We start from the raw sequence: 2,257 nt of genomic DNA, 5'->3' as shown, positions 1-2,257 counted from the left end.
GCCTCCATCGACGCAGCGAACACCGGCGAGACATCCCACAACTCCCGCCCCATACCAACCCACTGCGCACCCTGACCCGGAAACACGAACACCACGTCATCGACAGCACGAACGGCCCGTCCCCGCACCACGGTCGACGGCGTCACGCCGTCCACCGACGCCAGCGCCCTGGCCCCAAGGAGGAGATCGTCCCGTTCCACCCCCAGCACCACGGCCCGGTCCTCGAACGCCGTACGCGTCGCCGCCAACGACCACGCCACATCCACCGGACGCACACCGTCACCGACCACCGCGCCCAGACGGGCCGCCTGACCCGCGAGCGCCTCACCCCCACGACCCGAGAGGACCCACGGCACCACACCACCCGCCACCAGCACCGGAGCCACGTCCGCACGCCCCGACTCAGCAGCCGGCTCCCCCACCCCCGAAGCCGAAGCAGGAGCAGGAGCAGGAGCAGGAGCAGGAGCAGGAGCAGGAGCAGGAGCAGGAGCAGGAGCCTCCTCCAACACCACATGCGCGTTCGTCCCGCTGATCCCGAAGGACGACACACCGGCCCGACGCGGACGCCCCTCGGCACGCGGCCACTCCACCGCCTCCGTCAGCAACGACACCGACCCCGCCGACCAGTCGACGTGCGGAGTCGGCTCGTCGACATGCAGCGTCTGCGGAAGGAGCCCGTGCTGCATCGCCAGCACCATCTTCATCACACCGACCACGCCCGCCGCGGCCTGCGTGTGGCCGATGTTGGACTTCAACGAGCCCAGCCACAGGGGCCGTTCCGGGTCCCTGCCCTGGCCGTAGGTCGCCAGCAGGGCCTGCGCCTCGATCGGATCGCCCAGCGTCGTGCCCGTGCCGTGCGCCTCCACCGCGTCCACCTCGGCGGCGGACAGCCCGGCCTTGGCGAGGGCCGCCCGGATCACCCGCTCCTGTGAGGGACCGTTGGGCGCGGTCAGGCCGTTGCTCGCACCGTCCTGGTTGACCGCCGACCCGCGCACCACCGCCAGCACCGGATGACCGTTGCGCCGCGCGTCCGAGAGCCGCTCCAGCAGCAGCACGCCCACACCCTCGCCCCAGCCGGTGCCGTCGGCGCCCGCCGCGAACGGCTTGCAGCGACCGTCCGGCGCGAGACCCCGCTGCCTGCTGAACTCCACGAAGATGCCGGGCTCCGCCATCACGGTCGCGCCGCCGGCCAGCGCGAACGAGCACTCGCCGGCGCGCAGCGCCTGGACCGCCATATGCAGGGCCACCAACGACGACGAGCACGCCGTGTCCACGGTCACCGCCTGTCCGCGCAGGCCGAGGACGTAGGCGATCCGTCCGCTCGCCACACTGCAGGAGGTGCCGGTCAGGAGGTAGCCGTCAACGGACTGGGGGGCCAGGTGCAGTCCGGGACCGTACTCCTGCTGCATGAGTCCGACGAACACACCGCCGTCGCGCTCACGGACCGTCTCAGGGTCGATCCCCGCCCGTTCCAGTGCCTCCCAGGAGGCCTCCAGCAGCAGGCGCTGCTGCGGGTCCATGGCGACGGCCTCGCGCGGCGAGATACCGAAGAAGCCGGGGTCGAAGTCACCGGCGTCGTACAGGAACGAGCCTGAGCGCGCATAAGTGGTCCCGTGCTGCTCCGGGTCGGGGTCATACAGGTTGTCCAGATCCCATCCCCGGTCGGCGGGAAACGCGGAGATCGTGTCATCGCCGGCGCAGAGCAGTTCCCACAGCTCTTCCGGGGTGCGGATGCCACCGGGCAGACGGCAGCCCATGGCCACGACGGCGATCGGGTCGTCGTCGGAGACCGACAGGGAGTCCGCCGCGTTCTCCGGGGCTGGTTCTCCGTCTCCGTGCAGCAGTTGGCGCACATGGCGGGCGAGTGCCCGGGGAGTGGGGTGATCGAAGAGAACAGCGGCCGGCAGGGAGAGTCCCGTGTCCGCGACCAGCCGGTTGCGCAGTTCGACCGAGGTCGCGGAGTCGAAACCCAGCGCCTTGAAAGTCAGGGTCGAGTCGACGTCGCCGGCTGTGGCATGCCCGAGCACGGCGGCGGCGTGGGCGCGGATCCGCTGCACCCAGTCGTTGTGGCGCTCCGGCATGGGGATGACGTCGTCGGATTCGTTCGACCCGCCGAGCGCCCCGAGGGCAGGAGTGGGACGTCGGGTTGTGCTGCCGTCGAACCAGTAGCGCCGCCGTTGGAAGGCGTAGGTGGGCAGCGGGATGGTGCGGGCGTCCTGACCGGCCAGAACCGCCGTCCAGTCCACACCGATACCCC

The 2,257-nt window shown here is 71.1% G+C and carries 1 protein-coding gene; it reads right to left on the bottom strand.

Features of this window, described 5'->3' with window-relative positions; translation table 11 throughout:
- Positions 1-2,257 (bottom strand): type I polyketide synthase (locus AC067N_RS38840; protein WP_478683672.1); only part of this gene is annotated, 2,257 nt, incomplete at both ends.

This window comes from Streptomyces sp. NPDC042364 (genome assembly GCF_056437585.1).
The sequence above is the reverse complement of the archived record's forward strand: the minus strand, read 5'-3'. Positions and strand labels throughout refer to the sequence as shown.